This window comes from Amycolatopsis sp. YIM 10, from assembly GCF_009429145.1.
GTDB lineage: Bacteria > Actinomycetota > Actinomycetes > Mycobacteriales > Pseudonocardiaceae > Amycolatopsis.
Genome location: NZ_CP045480.1, coordinates 2,662,009 through 2,686,879, shown reverse-complemented (window position 1 = coordinate 2,686,879; position 24,871 = coordinate 2,662,009). Strand labels below are relative to the sequence as shown.

At 72.0% G+C, this 24,871-nt stretch carries 24 protein-coding genes; 10 read left to right on the top strand and 14 right to left on the bottom strand.

Annotated features, from left to right (window positions below):
• Nucleotides 1–29 precede the first annotated feature (29 nt).
• From edd to YIM_RS13015, 3 genes are all read left to right on the top strand, one after another.
• Nucleotides 30–1,889, top strand: a complete 1,860-nt coding sequence (gene edd, locus YIM_RS13025; RefSeq protein WP_153036954.1) for a phosphogluconate dehydratase — start codon at nucleotides 30–32, stop codon at nucleotides 1,887–1,889.
• Complete coding sequence (eda, locus tag YIM_RS13020) at nucleotides 1,886–2,509, top strand: bifunctional 4-hydroxy-2-oxoglutarate aldolase/2-dehydro-3-deoxy-phosphogluconate aldolase (protein ID WP_153030601.1); 624 nt, start codon at nucleotides 1,886–1,888, stop codon at nucleotides 2,507–2,509. The genes edd and eda overlap by 4 nt, the downstream gene beginning before the upstream one ends.
• An 86-nt stretch (nucleotides 2,510–2,595) precedes the next feature.
• Complete coding sequence (locus YIM_RS13015; protein WP_153030600.1) at nucleotides 2,596–2,913, top strand: hypothetical protein; 318 nt, start codon at nucleotides 2,596–2,598, stop codon at nucleotides 2,911–2,913.
• A 263-nt stretch (nucleotides 2,914–3,176) separates the two neighbouring features.
• On the opposite strand, the gene YIM_RS13010 is transcribed toward YIM_RS13015, so the two are convergent.
• The 3 genes from YIM_RS13010 to YIM_RS13000 all read right to left on the bottom strand — a co-directional run bounded on the left by YIM_RS13010 (nucleotide 3,177) and on the right by YIM_RS13000 (nucleotide 5,385).
• Nucleotides 3,177–3,704 (bottom strand): regulatory protein RecX, encoded by a 528-nt coding sequence (locus tag YIM_RS13010; RefSeq protein ID WP_153036953.1) that lies wholly within the window; start codon nucleotides 3,702–3,704, stop codon nucleotides 3,177–3,179.
• Between the two features lie 235 nt (nucleotides 3,705–3,939).
• A complete protein-coding gene (recA, locus tag YIM_RS13005; protein ID WP_153030599.1) occupies nucleotides 3,940–4,983 on the bottom strand; it encodes a recombinase RecA in 1,044 nt (347 codons plus the stop codon).
• A 207-nt stretch (nucleotides 4,984–5,190) separates the two neighbouring features.
• Nucleotides 5,191–5,385 (bottom strand): DUF3046 domain-containing protein, encoded by a 195-nt coding sequence (locus YIM_RS13000; protein ID WP_153030598.1) that lies wholly within the window; start codon nucleotides 5,383–5,385, stop codon nucleotides 5,191–5,193.
• Nucleotides 5,386–5,418: 33 nt separating this feature from the next.
• Between YIM_RS13000 and YIM_RS49640 the strand changes: the two genes are divergently transcribed.
• Nucleotides 5,419–5,541, top strand: a complete 123-nt coding sequence (locus YIM_RS49640; RefSeq protein WP_255462911.1) for a hypothetical protein — start codon at nucleotides 5,419–5,421, stop codon at nucleotides 5,539–5,541.
• Nucleotides 5,542–5,547: 6 nt separating this feature from the next.
• On the opposite strand, the gene YIM_RS12995 is transcribed toward YIM_RS49640, so the two are convergent.
• A complete protein-coding gene (locus YIM_RS12995; protein WP_153030597.1) occupies nucleotides 5,548–7,485 on the bottom strand; it encodes an Hsp70 family protein in 1,938 nt (645 codons plus the stop codon).
• A 121-nt stretch (nucleotides 7,486–7,606) separates the two neighbouring features.
• Here YIM_RS12995 and YIM_RS12990 point away from each other — a divergent pair, with 121 nt between their 5' ends.
• On the top strand, nucleotides 7,607–12,235 hold the full coding sequence (locus tag YIM_RS12990) for an ATP-dependent helicase (RefSeq protein WP_153036952.1): 4,629 nt from the start codon (nucleotides 7,607–7,609) through the stop codon (nucleotides 12,233–12,235).
• Between the two features lie 52 nt (nucleotides 12,236–12,287).
• Entirely contained in the window at nucleotides 12,288–12,791 is a 504-nt protein-coding gene (gene def / locus YIM_RS12985; protein WP_153030596.1) for a peptide deformylase, read from the top strand.
• 109 nt (nucleotides 12,792–12,900) lie between these two features.
• On the opposite strand, the gene YIM_RS12980 is transcribed toward def, so the two are convergent.
• The 4 genes from YIM_RS12980 to YIM_RS12965 form a co-directional block, all read right to left on the bottom strand.
• Nucleotides 12,901–13,971 carry a GNAT family N-acetyltransferase gene (locus tag YIM_RS12980; protein WP_370468987.1) on the bottom strand — a complete coding sequence of 357 codons (1,071 nt, stop codon included), beginning with the start codon at nucleotides 13,969–13,971 and terminating at the stop codon, nucleotides 12,901–12,903.
• A gap of 77 nt (nucleotides 13,972–14,048) precedes the next feature.
• Entirely contained in the window at nucleotides 14,049–14,696 is a 648-nt protein-coding gene (locus YIM_RS12975; RefSeq protein WP_153030594.1) for a VOC family protein, read from the bottom strand.
• Between the two features lie 382 nt (nucleotides 14,697–15,078).
• On the bottom strand, nucleotides 15,079–15,843 hold the full coding sequence (locus YIM_RS12970; protein ID WP_153030593.1) for a maleylpyruvate isomerase family mycothiol-dependent enzyme: 765 nt from the start codon (nucleotides 15,841–15,843) through the stop codon (nucleotides 15,079–15,081).
• Nucleotides 15,843–16,232 (bottom strand): SAV_6107 family HEPN domain-containing protein, encoded by a 390-nt coding sequence (locus YIM_RS12965; protein ID WP_228004701.1) that lies wholly within the window; start codon nucleotides 16,230–16,232, stop codon nucleotides 15,843–15,845. Before YIM_RS12965 ends, YIM_RS12970 begins: the two co-directional genes overlap by 1 nt.
• A 264-nt stretch (nucleotides 16,233–16,496) precedes the next feature.
• Between YIM_RS12965 and YIM_RS12960 the strand changes: the two genes are divergently transcribed.
• The 3 genes from YIM_RS12960 (at nucleotide 16,497) to YIM_RS12950 (ending at nucleotide 17,899) form a co-directional block, all read left to right on the top strand.
• Nucleotides 16,497–17,015, top strand: coding sequence for a YbaK/EbsC family protein (locus YIM_RS12960; RefSeq protein ID WP_153030591.1), 519 nt, complete (start codon nucleotides 16,497–16,499; stop codon nucleotides 17,013–17,015).
• Nucleotides 17,012–17,590, top strand: a complete 579-nt coding sequence (locus YIM_RS12955; RefSeq protein ID WP_153030590.1) for an N-acetyltransferase — start codon at nucleotides 17,012–17,014, stop codon at nucleotides 17,588–17,590. The genes YIM_RS12960 and YIM_RS12955 overlap by 4 nt, the downstream gene beginning before the upstream one ends.
• 153 nt (nucleotides 17,591–17,743) lie before the next feature.
• Entirely contained in the window at nucleotides 17,744–17,899 is a 156-nt protein-coding gene (locus tag YIM_RS12950; protein ID WP_153030589.1) for a hypothetical protein, read from the top strand.
• Nucleotides 17,900–17,935: 36 nt separating this feature from the next.
• On the opposite strand, the gene YIM_RS12945 is transcribed toward YIM_RS12950, so the two are convergent.
• Nucleotides 17,936–18,838, bottom strand: a complete 903-nt coding sequence (locus YIM_RS12945) for a DMT family transporter (RefSeq protein ID WP_153036951.1) — start codon at nucleotides 18,836–18,838, stop codon at nucleotides 17,936–17,938.
• A 176-nt stretch (nucleotides 18,839–19,014) separates the two neighbouring features.
• Nucleotides 19,015–19,980, bottom strand: a complete 966-nt coding sequence (locus YIM_RS12940; RefSeq protein ID WP_153030588.1) for a threonine/serine dehydratase — start codon at nucleotides 19,978–19,980, stop codon at nucleotides 19,015–19,017.
• 82 nt (nucleotides 19,981–20,062) lie between these two features.
• Here YIM_RS12940 and YIM_RS12935 point away from each other — a divergent pair, with 82 nt between their 5' ends.
• Entirely contained in the window at nucleotides 20,063–20,968 is a 906-nt protein-coding gene (locus YIM_RS12935; protein WP_153030587.1) for a LysR family transcriptional regulator, read from the top strand.
• A gap of 58 nt (nucleotides 20,969–21,026) precedes the next feature.
• Here YIM_RS12935 and YIM_RS12930 read toward each other — a convergent pair whose 3' ends face one another.
• The 4 genes from YIM_RS12930 to YIM_RS12915 all read right to left on the bottom strand — a co-directional run bounded on the left by YIM_RS12930 (nucleotide 21,027) and on the right by YIM_RS12915 (nucleotide 24,815).
• Nucleotides 21,027–22,700 (bottom strand): DUF885 domain-containing protein, encoded by a 1,674-nt coding sequence (locus tag YIM_RS12930; protein WP_153030586.1) that lies wholly within the window; start codon nucleotides 22,698–22,700, stop codon nucleotides 21,027–21,029.
• A 40-nt stretch (nucleotides 22,701–22,740) separates the two neighbouring features.
• Nucleotides 22,741–23,625, bottom strand: a complete 885-nt coding sequence (locus YIM_RS12925; RefSeq protein ID WP_153030585.1) for a methylenetetrahydrofolate reductase — start codon at nucleotides 23,623–23,625, stop codon at nucleotides 22,741–22,743.
• Nucleotides 23,626–23,683: 58 nt separating this feature from the next.
• A complete protein-coding gene (locus tag YIM_RS12920; RefSeq protein ID WP_153030584.1) occupies nucleotides 23,684–23,992 on the bottom strand; it encodes an AzlD domain-containing protein in 309 nt (102 codons plus the stop codon).
• A gap of 145 nt (nucleotides 23,993–24,137) precedes the next feature.
• Nucleotides 24,138–24,815, bottom strand: a complete 678-nt coding sequence (locus YIM_RS12915) for an AzlC family ABC transporter permease (RefSeq protein ID WP_153030583.1) — start codon at nucleotides 24,813–24,815, stop codon at nucleotides 24,138–24,140.
• Between the last annotated feature and the right edge of the window lie 56 nt (nucleotides 24,816–24,871).

Here is a 24,871-nt window from a genome sequence, read left to right as displayed (position 1 = left end):
ATCCGCACCGGAGCCGCTGAATGAGCAGAATGCATCCCGTCATCGCCGAAGTGACCGAGCGGATCGTCGCCCGCAGCGCCGAGACCCGCGCCGCCTACCTCGAACGCACCGCCGCCGCCCACGCCGAAGGCCCCGCCCGGCGCGGTCTCGCGTGCAGCAACCTCGCCCACGGTTTCGCCGGGATCACCGGCGGGGACAAGGAAGCGCTGCGCGCCGTGCGCAAGCCGGGCGTGGCGATCGTGTCCTCCTACAACGACATGCTCTCGGCGCACCAGCCGCTGCACGAGTACCCGGACTGGCTCAAGGTGTCCGTGCGCGAAGCGGGCGGCGTCGCCCAGTTCGCCGGTGGTGTGCCCGCCATGTGCGACGGCATCACGCAGGGCCGTGCCGGGATGGAGCTGTCGCTGTTCAGCCGCGAAGTCATCGCGATGTCCACCGGGATCGCGCTGTCGCACGAGATGTTCGACAGCGCGCTGCTGCTCGGCGTGTGCGACAAGATCGTGCCCGGCCTGCTCGTCGGCGCGCTGTCGTTCGGGCACCTGCCGTCGATCCTGGTGCCCGCCGGGCCGATGACCTCCGGCCTGCCCAACAAGGAGAAGGCCCGCGTGCGGCAGCTCTACGCGGAGGGCCTGGCCACCCGCGAGGACCTGCTCGAAGCGGAGGCCGCTTCGTACCACTCCCCCGGCACCTGCACCTTCTACGGCACCGCGAACTCGAACCAGATGGTCGTCGAGGTGATGGGCCTGCACCTGCCGGGCGCGACCTTCGTGCACCCCGGCACCCCGCTGCGCCGCGCGCTGACCGAGGAAGCCGGTCGCCGGGCGGTGGCGATCTCCCGTGGTGCCGAATACGCGCCGCTCGGCCGGATCGTCGACGAGAAGGCGGTGGTGAACGGCGTGGTGGCGCTGCTGGCCACCGGCGGTTCGACCAACCACACGCTGCACCTGCCCGCGATCGCCGCGGCCGCGGGCATCCAGCTCACCTGGGACGACTTCGCCGACCTGTCGGCGGTGGTCCCGCTGCTGGCGCGGGTGTACCCGAACGGCAGCGCGGACATCAACCACTTCCACGCCGCCGGCGGCATCCAGTTCCTGATCGGCACCCTGCTCGACGCCGGGCTGCTGCACGAGGACGTGCGAACGGTCGCCGGTCCGGGGCTGAGCCGGTACCGGCAGGAGCCGGTGCTGCTGGACGGCACGCTCACCTGGCGCGACACCACCGGCCGCAGCCTCGACGAAGAGGTGCTGCGCCCGGCTTCGCGCCCGTTCTCCGCCGACGGCGGGCTGCGCATGGTCGCCGGGAACCTGGGGCGCGCGGTGATCAAGGTGTCCGCGGTGGCGCCGGAACACCGGGTGGTCGAGGCACCGGCTCGGGTGTTCACCACGCAGGAGCAGTTCTCGGCCGCGTTCCGGGCCGGTGAGCTGGAGCGGGATGTTGTCGTGGTGATCCGCAACCAGGGCCCGATGGCGAACGGCATGCCCGAGCTGCACGGGCTGACCCCGGCACTGGGCGTGTTGATGGACCGGGGTTTCCAGGTCGCGCTGGTCACCGACGGCCGGATGTCCGGGGCCTCGGGCAAGATCCCGGCGGCGATCCAGCTGACCCCGGAGGCGGCAGCGGGCGGGCCGCTGTCCCGCATCGCCGACGGCGACCTGGTGCGGCTCGACGCCGACGCCGGGCAACTGGAGGTGCTGGTGGGCGCGGCGGAGCTGGCGGCCCGGCCGTTGGTGGACGGTCCGCCCGATGAGGCATCCTGGACCGGCACCGGGCGGGAGCTGTTCGGCGCGCTGCGCCGCGCGGTCGGCCCCGCTGACCAGGGCGCGAGCGTTTTCGGCGGGTACACCCCCGGGCACTTCGGTGCCGGGATGACGAAAGAGGTAGTGGCTTGACCACCGGCTTGGAACTGCTCGAGGCATCCCCCGTGATGCCGGTTGTCGTGGTGGACGACGTGGCCGACGCGGTGCCCGTCGCGTCCGCGCTGCTCGCCGGTGGCATCGGCGTCATCGAACTGACCCTGCGCACCCCGGTCGCGCTGGCGGCGATCGAACGGGTCGCCGCCGAGGTGCCGGACATCCTGATCGGCGCGGGCACGATCACCACCCCGGGTCAGGCGAAGCAGGCCGCGGACGCGGGTGCGCGATTCCTGGTCACGCCGGGCACCACGGACGGTGTGCTGGACGCGTGCTTCGACACGGGCCTGCCGTTCCTGCCCGGGGCGAGCACGGTCTCGGAGGCGATGCGCCTGGCCGAGCGCGGCGTGACCGCGATGAAGTTCTTCCCGGCCGAGGCAAGCGGTGGTGCCGACTACCTGAAGTCGATCGCCGGGCCGTTGCCGTCGCTTAAGTTCTGCCCGACCGGCGGGATCACGGTTTCGTCGGCGCCGAAGTACCTGGCGTTGCCCAACGTCGGCTGCATCGGTGGCACGTGGCTGACCCCGAAGGACGCGGTGTCGGCGAAGGACTTCGGCCGGATCGAGCAGCTGGCCGCGGAAGCCGCCCGGCTGCGCTGAACCGTTCGGGGTCTTTGGATCCCGCCGCGGGTGCGCCGGCGGGGGCAGGTTGGCTCCAGCACGCCGAGCCGACGAGGGAGTCCGCGATGGCGCTGAGGAACGGCTCGGAGGTGGCCGCCGTGGCTTCGGGTTCGGAGTCACGGCGGAACACCTACTTCGGCGGCGACCTGCTCCGGCCAGCGTTCGATGTGCTGGAATTCGGCCGGATGGCCGTCGGCGCGGATGTCGCCGGTGTGAGCGCTCCGCCCGAAGGTGCGGTCGCGAACCAGTGGCACGTCTACTTCTCCGTCGCAGACATAACCGCGGCGGTTGACCTCGCCCCCTCGCTGGGTGGTGCCGTGGTGATGGGCCCCTTCGACACACCGGTGGGCCGAATGGCCAAGCTCCGCGCACTGGGTGCCTGACTCGGGGCGGCCCGGAACGAGGTCGAAGGTGCGTGGTCCGCCGAGCTCGATCTGGACGCCCCGCTCATGAACGCCGACGCGCGTTCGACGACGGTCGGATTGAAGCCGCACCCAAGCATCGCAGAACCGCTCAGAGGCGCGTAGCGAACCCGGACCCGCAGAGCGGCTCACTGGCGGCTCGGAAATCGAGTCGCCGCGAGGCGGTTCGAGGTGGCTCGGAAGGCCGGGACGGGTGCGGAGCCCGGGCCCGGCGGGCACGCGGGTCAGTCTGGGACGTAGTCGGGCAGGGTGGTGGGTTCGGCGCCGAATTCGCGGAGTTCGTCGCGGATGACGGTGTAGGCCAGGCCCTGGGGATACCCCTTGCGGGCGAGGGTGCCGAGCAGGCGGCGGATGGCCGTCTGCTCGTCCACGTTTCCCAGTGAGCGCAGGCGTTTGCGCACCAACTCCCGCGCCTTCTGCTCCTCGGCTTCCCGGTCCACTTCCCCGGCGGCCTGCACCGCGATCTCCGCGTCCACGCCCTTGCGCTTCAGTTCGGCGACCAGCGCGTTGCGGGCCAGGCCCTGGTGGTTGTGCCGCGAACGCACCCACACCTCGGCGAAGGCCTCGTCGTCGACCAAGCCGGCGTTGTCCAGCTTGCCGAGAATGGTCTCGCGTGTGTCCTCGTCGAAACCCTTGCGGCGCAACGCCTGCCGCAGTTCGTCCTTGGTGCGGGGTCGTGCGGCGAGCAGGTCGAAGCAGACCTCCTTGGCCTTCTTCGCCCGCTCCTCCGGCGACAGCTCCTCGGGATTCAGCCTCGGCACTGCTCTCCTACTCGATTTCCCGGGCTCCGGCATCCCGTCCGGCGCCAGGACCATGGCCGACTGGGCCACCGCGCACGGCGCCCGGTTCCTCGACGGCGCGGTCAAGAACGTGCGGCGACACCGTGTTCCTCGGCGAGGACGTCACCTCTTGGCCGGAGCACCCGCGAAGGGCAGCCCACCCAAATCGTCGTGGTTTGGGCGGGTGTCGATCGGCTAGCGGCAAGGATCAGAAGTCGACCGGGGCGGGGGCGACGGCGTCTTCGGCGTCGACCTGGGCGCCGATACCGAGCTTCTCCTTGATCTTCTTCTCGATCTCGTTGGCGATGTCCGGGTTGTCCAGCAGGAACTTGCGGGCGTTCTCCTTGCCCTGCCCCAGCTGGTCGCCCTCGTAGGTGTACCAGGCACCCGACTTGCGGACCATGCCCTGGTCCACGCCCATGTCGATGAGCGAGCCCTCGCGGGAAACACCCTTGCCGTAGAGGATGTCGAACTCGGCCTGCTTGAACGGCGGCGCGACCTTGTTCTTGACCACCTTGACGCGGGTGCGGTTGCCGACCGGCTCGCCGCCGTCCTTCAGCGTCTCGATGCGGCGCACGTCGAGGCGGACCGAGGCGTAGAACTTCAGCGCCTTGCCACCGGTGGTGGTCTCCGGCGAGCCGAACATCACGCCGACCTTCTCACGCAGCTGGTTGATGAAGACCGCGGTGGTGCCGGAGTTGCTCAGCGCACCGGTGAGCTTCCGCAGCGCCTGGCTCATCAGGCGGGCCTGCAGACCCACGTGCGAGTCACCCATCTCGCCCTCGATCTCGGCGCGGGGCACCAGCGCGGCCACCGAGTCGATGACCAGGATGTCCAGCGCGCCGGAGCGGATCAGCATGTCCGCGATCTCCAGCGCCTGCTCACCGGTGTCCGGCTGGGACACCAGCAGCGCGTCGGTGTCCACGCCCAGCGCCTTGGCGTACTCCGGGTCCAGCGCGTGCTCGGCGTCGACGAACGCGGCGATGCCGCCGTTGCGCTGCGCGTTGGCCACCGCGTGCAGGGCGACCGTGGTCTTACCGGAGGATTCCGGGCCGTAGATCTCCACCACGCGGCCGCGCGGCAGGCCGCCGATGCCGAGCGCGATGTCCAGCGCGATGGCACCGGTGGGGATCACCGCGATCGGCGCGCGGCCCTCGTCACCGAGGCGCATCACCGAGCCCTTGCCGTACTGCTTGTCGATCTGCGCCAGGGCGAGTTCGAGCGCCTTGTCCTTGTCCGGTGCTGCTGGCATGGGGTTCCACCTCGTTGGTCGGAGCCGGTTTCCGGCTGGCTTGCCTGTGGCTGGTGCCGGGCGGTCAGGTTGTCGATGCCGACGCTACGGGCCGGGTCCGACAATTCCGGGCACTGGCCGCGATCTGTGGATCGACCATCGCGTTGTGGACAACACCATAGCCGAACACGTGTTCGAGGTTGACACCGACACGCCCCGGTGGTTGGTTCACCTGCGTTCGGCGGGGATCTCGAAGGCGGCGCAGACCTCCTGCCAGATCTGCTTGGCCGGCACCCCGGCGGCCAGCGCCTGCTCCACCGTCCGCCCGCCGAGCCCGCTGAACAGGTGGTCCTTGCTCAGGGTCGCCGCCCTGGCCGCGCCGAACTCGTCCGTCATCATCCGCCGGAACACCGTGATACGCATCGCGCCCAGCGTAGACAGCGGTACCGTGAACACATGAACCTGGCCCAGGAGATGCCCGCGTGGGGCGGTACCGCGCTGGCCATCGCTTCGGCCGCGGCGCTGGTCGCGGTCATCGTGGTCGGCCTGCGCGCCCTGCGCAACAACCGCAGGCGCTGAGCGGGTTCACTCGCCCGGCTGAACCTGCTGCTCGAAGTAGTCCGCCAGATCCGACGGCCCCGGCGGGTTCGGCTGGCTCTGGTCGTTGACCTGGTAGATGAAGCCGACCAGCGGCCGGTCGCTGACGGTGAAGACCAGCACCGAGGTGGCCGGGCTGCTCGCCGAGGTGTAGCGGCCCTGCAGGCCGTTGCCCTTCCAGTCCGCCTCGACCTTGTCGCTGTCGCCGCCGCCAGCGGTGTTCAGCAGCGCGTCGGTGTGCTGCTTGACCAGGTCGGTGTCCTTGGCGTGCACGTAGTTGATCTGCGTGCCCGCCCGGCCGGGCGCCGAGCAGGTGACCGCGACGCCGAGCGCGGCCACGTCCGGCGGAGCGGCCGCGCCGCGGATGCCGGGTGAGCACTGCCCGTTGTCGGCCACGTGCCCGGCCAGCTGCCGCATGCAGCCGGTCAGCCCGTCGGAGCCGTCGGCCTGCCCCGGCTGCGCGCACTCCTGGGCGGTGTAGGTCTTCGCCGAGCCCGAAGGCCAGAAGAAGAACGCCGCGGCCGCGACCAGCACCACGGCCACCGCCGCGGAGATGCCGATGACCAGCTTTTTCTTCTTCTTGGCCGCCGCGTCCCCGCTCTCGCCCGGCCCGGCCAGCGAGTAGGTCGGGAAGTTCGACGGGGCCTGCTGCTGACCGCCGAGCGCCTGCTGCGGGCCGCTGGGCGGGAAGTTCGACGGGAAGTTCGGCGCCGGCGCGCCCTGCTGCTGGTACGGCCCAGGCATCGCGGGCACCGGCTGCGGCGGCGGGGGCCCCGGCAGTCCGGGCGTCACCGTGTGGGCGCCGGTGCCGTTGGCCGCCAGATGACCTTCGACGTGCTGGGTGCGCATGCTGATGCCGTCGCGGGCGACGTGGTGCGCACCGAGCGCGACCGCGGTCTCCGGCTGGTCGAGGCTCGCCGGGACCACGCCCAGCTTCTCCGCGATCATGCTGCCGACCAGCGGGAGCCGGGAGGACCCGCCGACCAGGTAGATGCCGACCAGCCGGTCGGGTGACAGCCCGGCCGAGCGCACGGTGCGCGAGAGCAGCTCGACGCTGCGCAGCATCGCGGGCCGGACCAGCGCCTCCAATTCGGAGCGGGTGACCAGCACGTCGGCGAACGGCTCCGGCATCGGCACCTCGGTCTGCGGGTGCCGCGACAGCGCCTCCTTGGCCGCCTTCACGTCCTCCTGCAGCGCGCGCCGGGTGCGCCGGTCCGGTGTGGACTCCGGGCGGAGCAGCCGCTGCCAGCGCTGCGGGTCCTTGTGCGAGACCTCACGGCCGACGTGCACCAGCAGCGCCTGGTCCACGTCGAGGCCACCGAGGTCGGGCAGGCCGTCCTCAGCGAGCACGGTGAAGCCGTTCTGGGTGGCGCCGACCACGGCGACGTCGAAGGTGCCCGCGCCCAGGTCGTAGACGGCGAGCGCCTGGCCGGGGGCCAGCGTCTTGCCGGGGAAGGAGGCGAAGTGCGCGGCGGCGGCCACCGGCTCCGGCACCAGCGACAGGTTCGTCCCCATGCCGGCCAGCCGCGCGGCGGAGAGCAGGACGTTGCGGCGGACCGGGCCCCACTGCGCGGGGTGGGTCAGCCGGACCTCGTCTGGCTGTTCGCCGCCGAGCTGGCGGGAGGTCTCGTCGAGCACCCGGCGCAGGATCGCCGCCAGCGCCTCGCTGACCGGCACGATGTCGTTGCCCAGCAACAGGGTCTGCTCGTCCACGCGGCGCTTGGGGTTGGGCTCGAACCGGGTCGGGTCCAGGCGGGCGCGGCGTTCGGCGTCGCGGCCCACCATCAGCGTGCCGTCCTCGCCGGCGAAGACCGCCGACGGCATGTTCGCCGAACCGTCCACTTCGACCACGCGGGGTGCGCGTCCGTGTGCGGACAGCACGGCCACCGTGTTCGAGGTCCCGAGGTCCACCGACAGGATCCGCACGACTCTCCCCTCTCCAAGCCCCTCAGCGGGACGAACGCGGTGATGTTCCCACGTCAGCCACCGGCGCGTATGCCCACCCGTCAGATTCCCCGAGGCGAAATTGTCGGACCCCCGGCGCAAGATGGAGAACGTGACCGGAGTGCTGGACCTCTTCTCCCCCGCGACCAGGGACTGGTTCGCGGGGGCCTTCGCCGAACCCACCGGGGCTCAGGAGGGAGCGTGGCGAGCGGCACACGCCGGCGAGCACGCGCTGGTGGTCGCGCCGACCGGCTCGGGCAAGACGCTGTCCGCCTTCCTGTGGGCACTGGACCGGCTGACCGTGGAGCCGCCGCCGGAGAGCGCGCTGCACCGCTGCCGGGTCCTCTACGTCTCGCCGCTCAAAGCGCTCGCCGTCGACGTGCAGCGCAACCTGCGGGCCCCGCTGGCCGGCATCTCCCAGGCTTCGCGGCGGCTCGGGCTCCGGCCGCCGGAGATCGAGGTCGGCATGCGCACCGGCGACACCACCGCCGCCGAGCGCCGGTCGTTCCAGCGCACCCCGCCGGACATCCTGGTCACCACGCCGGAGTCGCTGTTCCTCATCCTCACCTCGTCGGCGCGGGAGTCGCTGCGCGGGGTGGAGACGGTGATCGTCGACGAGGTGCACGCGGTGGCGGGCGGCAAGCGCGGGGCGCATCTGGCGCTTTCGCTGGAGCGGCTGGACGCGCTGCTGCCGAAACCGGCGCAGCGGATCGGGTTGTCGGCCACGGTCCGCCCGCTCGACGAGGTCAGCGCCTTCCTCGGCGGCGGGCGGCCGGTGCGGGTGGTGCAGCCGAAGCTGGCCAAGACCATCGAGGTCCGGGTCGAGGTGCCGGTCGAGGACATGGCCGACCTGGACGCGCCACGGGAGTCGCGTGAACCGGAGGCCGCGCCGCCGTTCCCGATGGAGGGCGAGCTGGAGCCGCCGGAGGAGGTCCGGCGGCCGTCGATCTGGCCCGCGGTGGAGGAACGGGTGCTGGCGCTGATCCGGGCGCACCGCTCGACCATCGTGTTCGCGAACTCGCGGCGGCTGACCGAGCGGCTCACCTCGCGGTTGAACGAACTGGCCACCGAAATCGGCTCCGAGCTGCAGCCGGGGCAGCGGTACCCGGCCGAGGCGATCGGTGAGTCCGGGCTGTCCACCGGGGCCGAGCCGGTGGTCGCGCGGGCGCACCACGGCTCGATGTCGCGGGAGCAGCGCACCCACGTCGAAGAGGAGCTGAAGTCCGGCCGGTTGCCGTGCGTGGTGGCGACTTCCTCGCTGGAGCTGGGCATCGACATGGGCGCGGTGGACCTGGTGGTGCAGATCGAGGCGCCGCCGACGGTGGCTTCCGGGCTGCAGCGGGTCGGCCGCGCCGGGCACCAGGTTGGCGCGGTCTCCAGCGGGGTGATGTTCCCGAAGTTCCGCGGTGACCTGGTCTCCTGCGCGGTGGTCGCGGAGCGGATGGCGGCCGGGGCGATCGAGGCGGTGCGGTATCCGCGCAACCCGCTGGACGTGCTGGCCCAGCAGGTGGTGGCGATGGTCGCGCTGGAGCCGTGGACGGTGGACGAGGTGGCCGGCCTGGTCCGCCGCGCGGCGCCGTTCGCCGGGCTGCCGGACGACGCGCTGCACGCCGTGCTGGACATGCTCGCCGGGCGCTACCCCAGCGAGGAGTTCGGCGAGCTGCGGCCGCGGATCACCTGGGACAGGGTCACCGGTGAACTGCGCGGGCGGCCGGGGGCGCAGCGGCTGGCGGTCACCTCCGGCGGCACGATCCCGGATCGCGGGCTGTTCACCGTGATGACCCCGGGCGCCGAGGGCAAGGCGGGCTCGCGGGTGGGCGAGCTGGACGAGGAAATGGTCTACGAGTCGCGGGTGGGCGACACGATCCTGCTGGGCACGTCCTCCTGGCGGATCACCGACATCACGCACGACAGGGTGATCGTGGTGCCCGCACCGGGGGAACCGGCCCGCATGCCGTTCTGGAAGGGGGATGCGCAGGGACGGCCGCTGGAACTGGGGCGGGCACTGGGCGCCTTCGTCCGCGAGGTGTCCACTTTGGATGATGAGGCGGCACGCGAGCGGGCCGGGAAGGCCGGGCTGGACGAGTTCGCCACCGGCAACCTGCTGGCCTATCTCGCCGAGCAGCGATCGGCCACCCGCCACGTGCCGAACGACCGCACGGTGCTGCTCGAGCGTTACCGCGACGAGCTGGGCGACTGGCGGGTCATCCTGCACTCCCCGTTCGGCGCCCAGGTGAACGCACCGTGGGCACTGGCGATCGCCGCGCGGCTGAGGGAGAACCGCGGGGTGGACGCGCAGGTGGCGCACTCCGACGACGGCATCGTGCTGCGGTTGCCGGACGCGCTCGACGCCGAGGGCGGCGACGTCCGGGTCGAGGTGGACGACGTGCTGCTCGACCCGGAGGAGGTCGAGCAGCTGATCATCGCCGAGGTGGGCGGTTCGGCGTTGTTCGCCGCCCGGTTCCGGGAGTGCGCGGCGCGGTCGCTGCTGCTCCCCCGGCGTGATCCGCGACGGCGGAGTCCGTTGTGGCAGCAGCGGCAGCGGGCGTCGCAACTGTTGTCGGTGGCGGCGAAGTACGAGCGCTTCCCGGTGGTGCTCGAAGCCATGCGCGAGTGCCTGCAGGACGTGTACGACGTCGGCGGGCTGCGCGAACTGATGTCGGACGTGCGGGCCCGCAAGGTGCGGGTGGTCGAGGTCGAGACACCGTCGCCCTCGCCGTTCGCGCGCAGCCTGCTCTTCGGTTACGTCGGCATGTTCCTGTACGAGACGGACGCGCCGCTGGCCGAGCGGCGGGCCGCGGCGCTGTCACTGGATTCCACCCTGCTGGCGGAACTACTGGGCACCGAAGCGATCCGCGAACTGCTCGACGCGGAGACCGTCGCCGAAGTCGAGCGCTCGTTGCAACGGCTCGACGAGGATCGGCACGCCCGGCACGCCGAGGACGCCGCCGATCTGCTGCGGTTCCTCGGTGACCTGTCCGTCGAGGAAGCCGGGCAGCGCGGCATCCGGCCGGAATGGCTGGCGGAACTGGAGTCGGCGCGGCGGGCGATCCGGGTGCGGATCGCCGGTGTGGAACGGTTCCTGGCCATCGAGGACGCGGGCCGGGTCCGGGACGCGCTCGGCGCGGCGTTGCCGGTCGGGGTGCCGGAGGCGTTCACCGAGCCGGTGCCGGATCCGCTGGGCGGGCTGCTCATCCGGTACGCCCGCACGCGCGGTCCGTTCACCGCGCGGCAGGCGGCCGAGCGGTTCGGGCTGGGGCCCGCCGTGGTGACCGGCGTGCTCGACCGGCTCACCGCCGAAGGCAAGCTGGTGCGCGGGGAGCTGAGCCCGGTCGGCCATTCCGGCGAGCGGGAGCCGCACGACCTCGGGCTGGAGTACTGCGATTCGGCGGTGCTTCGGCGGTTGCGGCGGGCCTCGCTGGCGAAGCTGCGCGCGGAGGTCGAGCCGGTGGAGCCCGCCGCGCTGGGCCGGTTCCTGCCCGCGTGGCACGGCGTCGGGGCGCGGATGCGGTCGGCGCCGACCGCGGACGACGTGCTGTCGGTGGTGGAACAGCTGGCCGGTGCGCCGTTGCCGGCCAGTGCGGTGGAATCGCTGATCCTGCCCAGCAGGCTGCCGGGCTACCACCCGGCCCTGCTCGACGAGCTGACCACCGCGGGCGAGGTGGTCTGGGCCGGGTGCGGCACGCTGCCGGGCAGTGACGGGTGGCTGGCACTCGCCCCGGCCGACGTGGCGGACCTGCTGCTGCCCGAGGTGGAGGAGAATCCGCCGGACGGCCCGCTGCACGCCGCCATTCTGTCCACTTTGGATGGTGGCGCGCTGTTCTTCCGTCAGCTGGTGGACCGGATCTCGGTACTGGTGGACGCGCCGCCCGCCGACGGCGACGTGGTGACAGCGCTGTGGGAACTGGTGTGGGCGGGCCTGGTCACCGGCGACACGCTCGCCCCGTTGCGGGCCCACGTCTCCGGCGCGGGAGCCGCGCACAAACCACGGCGGTCGGCCCCGCGCGGCCGGTACGCCCGGATGCGCGCGGCACGACCGGCGATGCCCTCGCGCACCGGCCCGCCGACGGTCGCCGGGCGCTGGGGACTCACGCCGAACCGGGAGGCCGAACCCACACGGCGCACGCACGCGCGGACCGAGGCCTTCCTCGAACGGCACGGCGTGCTCACCAGGGGCGCACTCGATACCGAACGGGTCACCGGCGGGTTTTCCGGGATCTACAAGGTGTTGCGCGGAATGGAGGACTCCGGGCAGGTCATCCGGGGGTACGTGGTGGAAGGGCTCGGCGCGGCCCAGTTCGCGGCGAAGGGCGCGGTGGACCGGTTGCGCGCGATGTCCGACAACGCGGGCGGGCGCGCGGCCACCGGCGCGGTGGTGCTGGCGGCCACCGATCCGGCCCAGCCGTACGGCGCCGCGCTCGACTGGCCCGCCGCGGTGGGTGACACCAAGCACCGCCCGGCCCGCAAGGCCGGGGCGCTCGCGGTGCTGGTCGACGGGGTGCCGGTGCTGTACGTGGAACGCGGCGGGCGCTCACTGCTGTCGTTCACCGAAGCGGAGCCGTCGTTGCGGGCCGCGGCGGAGGCGTTGTCCACGGCGGTGCGGTCGGGCTGGCTCGGGCAGTTGTCGGTGCAGCGGGCCGACGGCGAGCACGCGCTGACCTCCGCACTGGCCGAAATCCTGCGGGAAGCCGGATTCCGCGCGACACCGAAGGGTCTGCGGTTGCGGGCCTGAAGGTCTCCTAAACTGCGGGGAAAGCTGGGGCCTAGCGAAGGAATGGATTTTCATGGCGTTGCGGGAACTGCGGTACTTCGGTGATCCGGTGCTCAAGACGGTCAGCGATCCGGTCACCCGGTTCGACAAGTCCATCGAATCGCTGGTGACCGACCTGCTGGACACCGTGGACGCGCCCGGCCGGGCCGGGCTCGCCGCCCCGCAGATCGGGGTGAACCTGCGGGTGTTCAGCTACGACGTGGAGACGCTCAAGGGCTACGTGATCAATCCGGAGATCGTGGAACTCTCCGAGGAGACGCACGAGATCACCGAGGGCTGCCTCTCCGTGCCGGAGTTGTGGTTCCCGACCGTGCGGGCGAAGCACGCCGTGGTCAAGGGCGTCGACCTGCGCAACGAGCCGATCGTGGTGGAGGGCGACGGGGTGCTCGCGCAGTGCCTGCAGCACGAGACCGATCACCTGGACGGACTGCTCTACCTCGATCGGCTCACCAAGGAACGCAAAAAGAAGGCGCTGGGCGAGGCCAGGGGCAAGGACTGGTTCTGGTCGCGCCGCTGACCGCCCGGTCAGCGGCGACGGGGTTTGTGACAGCGAGACGACAGCAGGCGCCCCTAGGCTGAACTGCGGCCTCCGGCGCTTCCTCCCCCCTTGAGCGCCGGAGGCCTCTTCAGGGGATTTCGATGCGGAGCAAGCCTTCCGGCGCATCCGGGGCGGGCACCCGCAGCCCAGCGCGCTGCGCGGCCCGGCGGACGGCATCCTGCCCAGGGAGGCAGACGGCGACCAGCTCGCGGTATCCGGCGGCGGCACCCAGTTCGGCCAGCCGGCCGAGCAGCGCGGTGCCGAGGCCCTGTCGCTGCCAGCCGTCCTCCACCAGCAGGGACACCTCGGGAGCGCCGCCGGTGGCCGACGGGATCAGCTGGCCGAGCGCGACCACCTCGCGGCCGGCGACGGCGAGCAGGCTCAGCCCGCGCGGCGGCATCAGCAACCGGTGCAGCCAGCGACGCGGCACCGTGCGCATGCCGGTGTGGTAGCGGTGGAACATGGTGCCCATCGAGCACCGCGTGTGCAGCGCGAACACGGCGTCGGTGTCGGCGGGCAGGCCGGGGCGCAGCACCACCATGGCGCCGTCGCCGCAGGTCACCACGGCCGGCCCGGACAGATTCGCCCGCACCGCGGCGAGCAGGCCGAGCATGGCCTCCGCGCGGGTGATCTCCAGCTGCACGAACGGCGCCCAGCTGCGGCGGGCGACCAGTGCGCCGTCCGCACCGGCCGGGAAGACCCGGCGGTGGCCGCCCTCGGTGCGTGCCGGGTTGGCCTCGTTCGACGGCACCAGGGTGACCACGTCCGCGGCGAGCACCTCGCGCAGCACCTCGGCCAGCTTGGCCGGATCGTCGACGGCGCGGCCCGCGGCGGCCAGCGCGGTGGCGGCGGGATCCACCAGCTCGTGCACGTCGGCGTCGGTGACCCCGGCGCATTCACCCCCTTCGGCGGCGAGGGCTTCGATCAGTTCCGCGCGGGTGAGGCCGGGGGCCGGGCGGATCACCAGCTCGTCGACCACTCCGCCGGGGACCGGCATGACCTGCAGGCCCAGGATGTTGCAACCGAGATCGGCCAGCCGGATGGTGACCCTGGCCAGCGTGCCGGGGCTGTCGTCCATCCGGACCCGCAACCGCCAGGTGGTCGCGGTTTCCACGGTGGTGCCCGTAGCGGTGGTGGTGCGCGTTCGGCCCATGTCCATCACCCCACGGTCCGCCCCGGTTGTTGCCGGTCGGGGGCGCGGGTGTTTCGGCCTTGTCAGCTGATGCGCGCAGCCGGTCACCCGGGGGAAACAACCCGGAAGTCGTGGCCGTCGGGATCCTGGCGCCCGCCGGGCGCGGGACCGGTCACTTCGAGCCACACCCTGTCCTCGGCCTGCTTGGCGTCCCCGGCGCGCAGCACCTCCAGCCAGGGACCGACACCACTGGGCGCGCGCAGCCCGATCGCCACCGGGTGGCGACGGCCGATCGGCCAGCCCGAAGTGCCCGACCAGAACTCCGCCAGCCGTTCGAAGGCGGCGGGCTCGACCGGCCCCGCGTCGATCACCACGGCGGCCAGTACCCCGGTTTCGGCGTACTCCGGCCGGGGTTCGAGAACGCAGAATTCGTTGCCCGCCGGGTCGGCGAGCACCTCCCACGGCAGCTCACCCTGGCCGATGTCCACCCGGGCGGCGCCCAACGACAGCGCCTTGTCCACAATGGACTTCTGAGCCGCGGCGGAGGAACTGGCCAGGTCCAGATGGATCCGGTTCTTCACCGTCTTCGGCGCCGCCGTTTCCTCGAAGGCCAGGGAGAATCCGGCCGCGGCCGAGGCAAGCTCAACCCGCCCGGGACGATCCACCGTGATCGGCCAGTCCACAAAGGACGCCCAAAACCCGGCCACCGCCCGTGGGTGCGCCACTGCGAACACCACCGCTTTCAGCGTCATGACACCAACCTAGGCGCGCCCTCAAGCCCCCGTTCACCGGCCTCCTCCCCACGGCCACACGCCACCCGGCAAGCTTGCTCGACCGGCATCCCCGGCTGGGCTGGATTCCAGCGCGATGAGCGCGGCCGTGGCTGGGGCCTCGGCCCCAGCAGCACGCCACTCGGCATGCCGCCCGACCCGCACATTCCAGCCAAGGCAGGCCTCGGTGCGACTGCAGCTTGAGGGCGCCCCGAGGGGGGCATTCGGTGGCGCCTGCCTGAAGGGCTCGGCAAGCCGCGCGGTGCGACGCGGAGCGGATCGTCCGTGTACTGGTGGTACGTGGACGATCCGCCCGCACCGCATGGGTCCGTCCGAAAAACTGATCCACTTCCCCATGGATCGGTTATCGGGTGGCCAGGCGCAGTAGAGCCCATAGTTGGGCGATCGCGTCGAAGTCGCCCTGTTGGGTTACCGCGCGGTTCGGCAGGCGGCCCCACAGCCAGAGGTAGACCGTCACCGGCGGGCCGCTGACCTGGGCATCGGCTCGATCGGCCTCTTCCTCGGTGCAGCGCCACGCGTGCGTCTCCCCCGGCCCGGCTCTGGCGAACCAGCTGTGGTCCCCGGTACGCACCGCGACCGAGCCCTCTCTGGTGCCCGACAGGCCCAGCTGGAAGAGCCGGTGCCCGAACCACAACGTGAGTACCTCGTCCACGCCGTCGAGGGCGAGATCCTCACCGATGTGGCCGCGCTCCCGGCCCGCCGCCTCCTCCAGGTCGACCCGGTGCACCGTGGTCTCGTGCGCCATCCGGCGCCGCCAGAAGTGGTAGCTCTCGTCGGCGGGCCACCAAGTGGACGCCCATTCGGCGGGCGGATGGGCGACCAGCCGGGCGTGCAGCTCCCGCAGCCCGGTGCGCAGGTACTCCTCGGTCGACTGGCCTTCGGCCGGATCACGCTGCCAGTGCTCAGGCGGCTCACCATCCTCCAGCCGCCCGGTCACCACCCGGCAGACGCTGCCCACGTGGCGCAGCAGCCCGTCCGTGGTGAAGCCGGGACAGGAGGGCACCGGCGCTTCCGGCGCGGTCGCGCGCCCTAGCTCGCTCAGCGACTCGCCCTCGGTAGCGATCACGTCCAGCAACCGGCCGGGATCGACGAGGTCGTGCCGCCACATCAACTGCTCCCGTGCACAGCCTGGCGGGCCAGCTCGAGGAACTGCGCGCTCTGCTCGAACAGCTCGTCCGCGGTCTCCGCGCTCGGCCGCCGGCTGGTGCCCGAGAGCAGGGCGGCCTGCGTCGCGGAGTTGGCGGCGAAGAACAGCGCCCACTCCTTCAGCTCGGGCATGGCTGCCTCCAGCAGCACCCACACGCTGGCCGGTCTGGCGCGACCGCGGTGCGGGCGGCCACGCGCGGCGACCACCGCGGCGGCCGACTTGTGCGCGGAGAGGTAGGCGGCCATGAACCGCTCGGCGGGCTCGGTCTCGCGGCTCGCCTCGGTCAGCGCCCGCCGGGCCCTGGCGAGCAGCGAAACCGCCGCCGGCGGGGCCGGCGGTCGCAGGGACATCGGCAGCATCGTCTGCGCGGCGCACACTCGTGAAGTGATCGCTGGGGACATAACGACAGCCTTTCTTTCCCGGTGGGGCCGGGCCGGTGCGGTACCCGGCGACGAAACGCTTCCCCCGCCCCGCCGCCGGGCACCTGCTCGGCGGGCGCCCACCGAGCGTCGAACGTATGTTCGAACTCCACAGTAACCCCTCGGGGGCGATTCGCCAAGTGGGGCGGGGTATGGGCGCTGCGCGGGCACCGTTGCTCGTGATCTGATGGAGCCATGAGCACCGAACACCCCGCGACCGCCAAGGTGGCGGCCGCACTCGCCGAAGCCGGTCTCCCGCACGCCGCCGAGGGCATCCGGGTGCTGCCCGCCGAGGTCCGCACCGCGGCGCAGGCCGCCGAAGCGCTCGGGGTGGCGGTCGGCGCCATCGCCAACAGCCTGGTCTTCCGCGCCACCTTCGCCGACGGTGAAGGGCCGCTGCTCGCGCTGACCTCCGGTGCCCACCGCGCCGACGTGGCCACCCTCGCCGAACTGTCCGGCGCCACGGCCGTCGGCAAGGCCGATCCCGCCTTCGTCAAGCAGCACACCGGCCAGGTCATCGGCGGCGTCGCGCCGGTCGGCCACCCGGCGAAGCTGACCACGCTGGTGGACACCGCTTTGCTGGACCACGAGGTGGTCTGGGCCGCCGCCGGGCACGCGAAAGCGGTCTTCCCCACCACCTACGCGGAACTGCTCGCGCTCACCGGGGGTCGCGCGGGCGCGCTGGCCGGCGCGCGGGAGAATGCACACCCGTGACCGCGACCTCTTCCGGCTACACCCGGTTCGCCCGCCTTTCGCAGGCGGAGTTCCGGGCGCGGCTCCCCGAAGCGCTCGACATCTACGTCAGCGCCATGCGCTACCCCGACGGCACGGCCGAGCAGCGCGCGCCGATGTGGCTGACCCACGCCCTGCGCGAGGGCTGGCGCTGCATCGCCGCACTGGACGAGGAGGACAGGCTGCTCGGGCTCGCCTACGGCTACCGGGGCAGCGTCGGGCAGTGGTGGCACGAGCAGGTGCGGCGCGGCCTGCTGCAGCGCGACGGCCAGGACGCCGCGCGCCACTGGCTCGGTGACTACTTCGAGCTGACCGAGATCCACGTGCGACCGGACCAGCAGGGCGCGGGCATCGGCGAGGACCTGTTGCGCCGCCTGCTCGACGGGGTGGAGAACACCAGGGTGCTGTTGTCCACGCCGGAGGGCACCAGCCGGGCGTGGAAGCTCTACCGCCGGGTCGGTTTTGTCGACGTGCTGCGGGACTACTACTTCGCGGGTGATCCGCGTGCCTTCGCCATTCTCGGCCGGACGCTGCCGCTGGACCCGCCCCAACCCTGATTGAACATTGTTTCTGTTCGACAGAATTTCAAGGACGCCTCTCCCGGCATTCGGCGAGATATCCGCTTTCGCGCCGCGGTGTGTAACGTCGGGCGGCAGCGCGACGACTCGTTGGGCGAATCGAATTGCCGCGCTATACCCCCGAGGAGAGAGATGCCCGAGCAATTCACCAGGCCGATGCTCGTGCTCGGCACGGCGAACCGGCGCCGCCGCGAGCCGGAGACCTCCCGGCAGTCGCTCGACCGAGAGGACCGGCTGAGCCGAGCCCTGCACTCACTCGCCATCCAGGTTCGACAGCTCCGGCGCTGACCGGGGCCCGGACCGGCGGCCGGGCCCCGGCCCCACTCAACCCCGCTGCTGGCGGACCGAAGCCACGCCGAGCGCGCCGACCAGCAGCGCGGCCCCGCACCAGCCGGTCAGGCCCAGCCGCTCACCGAGCAGCAGGGCCGCCAGCAGGGCGGCGACCAGCGGTTCCAGCAATGCGGCCAGCGCCGCCACCACCGGGTGCGCGGTGCGCAGGCCGCGGAAGTAGGCCGCGTAGGCCACCGCGGTCGGGCACACCGCCAGGAACAACGCCACGGCCACCACCTCGGGCCGCCAGTCCGCCGACAGCACCGAACCGAGGCTCAGCGGCAGCAGCAGCACGCCCCCGGTCAGGCAGCCGAAAGCGATGGTGGGCAACGGTTCCAGCCCGGCCACCGGCCGGGAGTTGGCCAGGGTCAGCACGGCGAAACCGGCTCCGGCGGCCAGTGCGCAGGCGAGGCCGCCGAACAGCCTGCCGCCGCCGGCCGCGCCATCCGATGACGAGGTGAGCAGCACCAGCCCGGCCAGCGCGATGACCACCGCGGCCAGCGTGGCCGGGGCGGGCAGCCGCCGGTCCCGGATGGTGGTGGCCACCGCGACGAACACCGGCACGCTGCCGATCGTGGTCATCGTGGCCAGGCTGACCGAGGTCAGTGCCACCGACGCGAAATAGCTCACCTGGAACACCGCGAGCAGCACGCCGACGACCAGCAACCGCACCAGTACCGCGCGCCCGCGCGGCACTGCCCGCAATTGACCGGTCACCGCCAGGTACAAAATGGCGCACAGCCCGCCGAACAACAGCCGGCAGCCGGCCACCGCCAGTGGGTGCAGATTTCCCTGCGCCGTGAGAAAGGACCCGGCGAGACCGCCCGTGCCCCAGAGAACACCCGCGGTAATCAATGCGCCGACGGCTCGATCTTTCGCGGGCGCGACTACGGAAATGGACAAGAAGAACACGCTCCAACGTCGAAGAAGTGAAGGAATTCCGACGTGCGGGGCGTTTTGTTCGTCGACAGCACGAGAACGCCGGTCGGTGTCGATCACCGACCGGCCGGCAGCGCCCCGCTCAGGAGCGCGGGGGTGGGGTGACGAGGAAGACCCGGTGCATGCGGGTGAACCTACCCGATCGGCGCCGCGCGGCCCATCCGATTGAGTTCGGCCTCACCTGCGTTGCCCCCGCTGCAGATCACCGCGACCGACCGCCCGGCGAACCGGTCCCGGTGCGCCAGCAGTGCGGCCGGCGCGGCGGCGCCCGCGCCCTCGGCCACGGTGTGCGCGGCCCGCAGGCAGAGGCGTTGCGCCTCGCCGATCTGCTCGTCTTCGACCAGCAGGAAGTCGGCCAGCCGATCGCGCAGGAGCCGCTGGGTCAGCGCGAATCCGGAGCCGGTCGCCAGTCCTTCGGCCACGGTCCGGTTGGGCCGTTCCACCAGTTCGCCCGTGCGCCAGGAGTCGTGCGCGGCCGGTGCCGCCGCCGACTGCACGGCGATCACCTCGCAGTCCGGGGCCAGTGCCGCCGCGACCAGTGCGGCCGCGGCCGCCCCGGTGCCGCTGCCGACCGGGACGAGCACCACGTCGAGCCCGGGTTCGGCTTCGAAAAGCTCCAGGTAGGCAGTGGCGACCCCGGCGATGATCGCCGGCTCGTTGGCCGCGCTGACCAGCCGCGTGCCGCGCTCGGCGGCGACTCGTTCGGCGTGCGCGCGGGCCTCGTCGAACCGTTCGCCGTACTCGATCAGCTCGGCGCCGAGGTCCCGCACGGCTCGCGCCTTGGCCGGGTTCGACTTCTCCGGCATGACGATCGTGCAGGGCACACCGTGGTGGGCGGCGGCGTAGGCGAGCGACTGCGCGTGGTTGCCGGTCGAATAACCGAGCACGCCGCGAGCGCGTTCCGCCGGGTCGAGCGTGGCGAGCAGGTTGAGGCCGCCACGCACCTTGAACGCGCCGGTGGGCTGGACGTTCTCGTGCTTGACGTACACCTTCGCGCCGGTGGCCGCATCCAGCGCGGGATAGGTCGACAGCGGGGTCGGCGCGAGCAGGGGACGCAGGAGCCGTCGCGCCCGGAGCGCGTCGGTGATGGTCGGCAGCATGTCCACCACCGTCGCAGCGGGTGACACATAGGTCCAATGGAAATTTGTCAACAAATCATCGATGAGATCTATAGTTGGGTCCGTGCTCGATCTCGTCCGGCTGCGGGTGCTGGTGGCGGTCGCCAGGGAAGGCTCGGTGACCGCGGCCGCCGACGCGCTGCACTACGCCCAGCCCTCGGTGAGCCACCACCTCGCGCGGCTGGAGGCGGAGGCTGGACTGCCGCTGCTGCAACGAGCCGGGCGCGGTGTCCGGCTCACCGAAGCCGGAGAACTGCTGGTGCGGCGGGCCGAGGAAATCCTGGGACAGGTCGAGTCGGTGCGGGCGGAACTGGCCGCGCACGCCGGGTTGCACACGGGACGCGTGCGGCTGGCGGCCTTCCCGACCGCGCTGGCGACGCTGGTGCCCGCGGCGGCCGCGTGGCTGGCGGCCGAACACCCCGGCATCGACCTCGCGCTCACCGAGGCCGAGCCCCCGGAAGCGCTGACCGCGTTGCGCAACGGGGACGCCGACGTCGCGCTGGTCTTCGAGCACGGCCCGGCAGCCGAGGTCCCGGACCTGCGGAACGTGCGGCTGACCCCGCTGCTGGAGGAACCGCTGTACGCGGTGACCCCGGCGAGTCGCGAATGGACCGGACCGCGCGCGGAACTGGGCACCTACGCCGGGGAACGGTGGATCGCCGGCTGCCCGCGGTGCCGGGCGCACCTGGTGGACGCGTGCGGGGAAGCCGGTTTCCGGCCGGAGATCACCTTCGAAACGGACGACTACGTGGCCGTGCAGGCGCTGGTCGCCGCCGGGCTCGGGGTGAGCACGCTACCGGGGCTGGCGTTGCTGGCGAACCGGAACGCGGCGGTGCGGGCGGACCGGCTCGCGAACCACCAGCGACGCATTTTTGTTGCCACCTATGGAAAACCGCCGCTGCCGCGCCCGGTGCAGGCACTCACCGAAGCACTGGCGGCAACGACCGGGGAACCGGAGTGGCCGCCGTGAATGTGGCTTTCCCGGCGCTCGGAAACGCTGTGATAGCCACATTCACGGCACCAACGGCTCAGTCGAGCTGGGCCAGTTGCTCGCGGAGGGTGTCCAGGCCCATGCCGCCGAGTGCGAGCGCCTTGGTGTGGAACTCCTTGATGTCGAAGGAATCCCCCTTGCGCTCGCGCGCTTCCTCACGGGCGGCCAGCCACAGCCGCTCGCCGAGCTTGTACGACGGCGCCTGCCCCGGCCAGCCGAGGTACCGGTCGATCTCGTCGTACACGTGCGCCGCGTCGGTGATGGTCCGGTTCAGCATGAACTCCAGGCCCAGCTCCGGCGTCCAGCGCTCACCCCGGTGGAAGTCCAGCTCGTCCGGGATCTCCAACTCCAGGTGCATGCCGATGTCCACGATCACCCGTGCCGCGCGGAAAAGCTGCTCCGACAGCATGCCGAGCAGGTCCCCGTTGTCGTCCAGGTAACCGAGGTCCTGCATCAGCCGCTCGGTGTAGAGCGCCCAGCCCTCGGCGTGCCCCGAGGTGAAGGCGACCATGCGCTGGTACTTGTTCAGCGAGGCCGACTGGTACACCGCGGTGGCGATCTGCAGGTGGTGTCCCGGCGCGCCCTCGTGGTAGACGGTGCTCACCTCGCGCCAGGTGGTGAACTCGTTCTTGTCCGCGGGCAGCGACCACCACATGCGCCCGGGACGGCTGAAGTCCTCGCTCGGCGAGGTGTAGTACGCCCCGACCCCGCCACCGGGCGGCGCGATCTTGCACTCCAGCGCCATCAGCGCGTCGGGAATCTCGAAGTGCTTGCCCCGCAAGGACTTCAACGCCTCGTCGGACAGGTTCTGCATCCACCGCTCGAAGGCGTCGCGGCCGTGCACGCGGTAGCGCTCGTCGGCGTCGAGCGCGGCGGCCGCCTCGGCCAGCGTGCCACCCGGCTTGATCCGCTCGGCGACTTCGCGCATTTCGGCTTCCAGGCGCAGGAATTCCGCGCAGCCCCAGGCGTAGGACTCCTGAAGGTCCAGCCGCGCGCCGACGAAGTACCGCGACCACAGCTGGTAGACCTCTTCGCCGACGGCGTCCTTGGTCGGGGCCAGCGGCGCCAGTTCGGCGCGGAGGAAACCGGCGAGTTCCGCGTACGCCTCCTCGGCGAGCCGCGCCCCGCGCTCCAGCTCCGGCGTGCGTTCCGGCGCGCCCTCGATCAGGGTGCTGAAGTAGCCCTTCTTGCCGTGCAGCCCGGCCCAGGTTTCCGCCTGCTCGGCGACTTTGCTGACCTGCCGCAGCGCGGCCACCCGCCCGGCGTCGGCCGCGGTCAGCAACGAGGAGCGCAGCCCGTCGAGGCATTCGGGCACCGCGGCCATCCGGGTGGCGATGACCCGCCAGTCCTCGGCGGTCTCGGTGGGCATCAGGTCGAAGACCATGCGCAGGTCCTGCACCGGGCTCGCGATCACGTTCAGCGCGGACAGGTCCAGCCCGGCTTCGTGGATCTCCAACTCCAGCCCGATCCGCTCGCAGAAGACCGCCTTCGCCGCGCGCTCGCCGTCGTCGGCGGGTTCGGCGGCCTCGACCGCCTCCAGCGCGCGGCGGGCCAGCGTCGCGCGGGCGGCGTGCCCGGCGGGCGAGTAGTCGGTCAGCTTGTCGTCGTGCCCGGCGATTCCGTACACCGTCGCGGCGACCGGATCTGCGGCGGCGAGGTCGTCGACGTAGCGGTCGCAGATCGCGTGCACGCCCTGTTCAGTGGAAACCATGGCCGCACGCTACCTGGCCACATCGGCCACCGGCACCCGTTTACGCGCGTGCCGGGATCAGGCCGAGCCTGCTCACCACCTCGCGCGTGGCCTTGGACCGGTTGAAGGTGTAGAAGTGCAGGTCCGGCACGCCTTCGGCGATCAGCCGCTCGCACAGTTCGGTGACCACGTCGAGCCCCTCGGCGCGGAAGGCGGCGGCATCGTCCTCGAGCGGGGACAGCCGGTCCAGCAGGCGCTTCGGCGCGGCGGCTCCTGACAGCTCGATGGTCTTGCGGAGCGTTCGCGGGGTGGTCAGCGGCATGATGCCGGGGATCATCAGCGCGTCCGAACCGGCGGCGGCGACGCGGTCGCGCAGGCGCAGGAAGTCCTCCGCTTCGAAGAACAACTGGGCGATGGCGAAATCGGCGCCCGCGTTGAACTTGCGCACCAGGTGACGGGTGTCGGTCTCCAGATCGGCCGAGCGCGGGTGGCCGTACGGGAAGGCGGACACACCGACGCAGAAGTCACCGAGCGAGCGGACCAGCGAGACCAGTTCCTCGGCGTAGTTCAGCCCGTCGGGGTGCGCGATCCACTCGCCGTACGGGTCACCGGGCGGGTCGCCGCGCAGCGCGAGCACGTTGCGCACGCCGACCGCGGCGTACCAGCCGATCACGTTGCGTAGTTCGGCCACCGAGTGGTTGACCGCGGTCAGGTGCGCCATCGGCACCAGCGTGGTCTCGGTGGCCACCCTGGCGATGCTGCGGATGGTGCCGTCGCGGCTGGTGCCGCCGGCGCCGTAGGTGATCGACATGTACGCCGGGTCGAAGCCCTCCAGCTCGCGGATCGACCGCCACAGAATGGCCTCGTCGGCGTCGTCGCGTGGCGGGAAGAACTCCACCGAGAACACGGTTTCGTTGCCGCGCAGCCTTTCCACCACCGAGGTCATATCGGTCATGCTAGTGGGCCAGGTCCGTTCATTGGGACCGGCCTCTCGGGTGATGGGATCACACCAGGAAGCGCAACCCCGCGGTGACCACCACCGCCAGCGCGATCGATGGCAGCGCGGGCAGCCGGAAGGCGTAGGCCCCGGCCGCCACGCCCAGGCCCGCGCACAGCCGCCAGTCGAAGTCGCCCCAGGCGGGACCGGCCACGTCGGTGATCACCAGCCCGGCCAGCAACGCCGGGGCCAGCGCGGCGATCACCGCCGCGGCCCACGGTGGCAGCTCGCGATCGCCGAGCAGCGCCGGACCGGCTGCCTTGATGGCCACGCTGACCGCGGCCACCAGGAGGATGCTCACCCACAGCGTGCTCATGTCGCCACCCATCGTGTGCCCCGGCCGAGCGCGGCTGCGGTCATGCCGCCACCCGTCGCTCGCAGGCCAAGCGGCGCGGCAGCGGCCGCGCTCACGCCGCCACCAGCTCGCCTGCGCGAGTCGAACAGCGCCGCCACGATCGTGGTCATGTCGCCGCCCGTCGCGCGCGTAGGCCGAGCAGGGCGGCCGCGGCGGAGCCGACGATGGCCAGGCCGACCGGCAGTACCAGCACCAGCCCGGCGGCCAGCGCCGCCGCCAAGGCCGCCACCGCGCGGGCCGCGGGTTCCTTGCGCAGCTCGTCGATCAGCAACAACAGGAAGAAGCCGGGGAACACCACGTCCAGGCCGAACCGGTGCACCACGTCCGCGGGCGGCGCGACCAGCACGCCCGCCACCGTGCCGAGCACCCAGGCCGGGAACTGCACCAGCGTGCCGCCGATCATCTTCTCCCGGTCGAACCGGCCACCACCGAGGTGCGCGGCGGCCCACGACGCGTCCACCACGGCCTGCCCCTCCAGCGCCCGCCGCAGCCTGCCGCCCTTGAAGGCACCGGCCGCGGCCACGCCCATCGGCAGGAAACGCGCGTTGATCAACGCGGCCGCGCCGACCGCCACGCCGAGGCCGCCACCCCCGGCCAGCGCCGCGGCCAGCGCGAACTGCGCGGAACCGGAGAACACCAGCACGGAGGCGGCGATGGGCGCCAACACGCCCCACCCGAGCGTCTGGGTGAGCGCGCCGAAGGTCAGGCCGAGCACCGCGGTGGCCGGGGCGAAACCAGCACCGACCCGGATGCCGGCGGCGTAACCGCTCGTCGTCAAGGTCATATCTCCAACCTAACAGGCTAAAGCTAGTTAGGCCATGAGAGATTAGGCTGGCCGTC